This window comes from Mesorhizobium caraganae (assembly GCF_016836705.1).
GTDB lineage: Bacteria > Pseudomonadota > Alphaproteobacteria > Rhizobiales > Rhizobiaceae > Mesorhizobium > Mesorhizobium caraganae.
Window position 1 is genome coordinate 1 of the sequence record NZ_JAFCGY010000143.1, and the last position, 454, is coordinate 454.

A 454-nucleotide genomic window follows, 5' to 3' on the forward strand; every position below is an offset into this window, starting at 1 on the left:
GCGCGACGCCTCCTCGGCCGCGTTCGCGCGCGACGGCATCGGCTCGGAAGACATTCCCTCGCGCAATTCCGCGGCGATGTATCCGAACGGCTTCGTGCCCTTCATCGACGGCGACATCGACGACCGCTTCGGCATTCTCGGCGTGCGCTGGAGCCTGGGCGAGTGGAACGCGGACCTGTCCTACACCTACGGCTACAGCAAGCTGCGCTACACCATCAACAACTCCCTCAACGCCTCGCTGGCCAATCTCGACCTGCTCAACGGCGGCAAGGGCGTGAGCCCGCGCAGCTTCGACGCCGGCGGGTTCTCGTTCGAACAGAACACGGTGAATTTCGACGTCAACCGTTTCTACGACCATATCTTCCGTGGCCTCAACGTCGCCTTCGGTTTGGAGCGCCGCGACGAGCGTTACAAGATCTTCGCCGGCGAGCCGGGTTCCTACCTCGACTACGAC

General features: G+C 63.7%; 1 protein-coding gene. It reads left to right on the forward strand.

Annotation, left to right across the window (positions count from 1 at the left end; translation table 11 throughout):
* Positions 1-454: hypothetical protein (locus JQK88_RS35685; protein ID WP_203281283.1), on the forward strand; the 454-nt coding region annotated here is incomplete at both ends.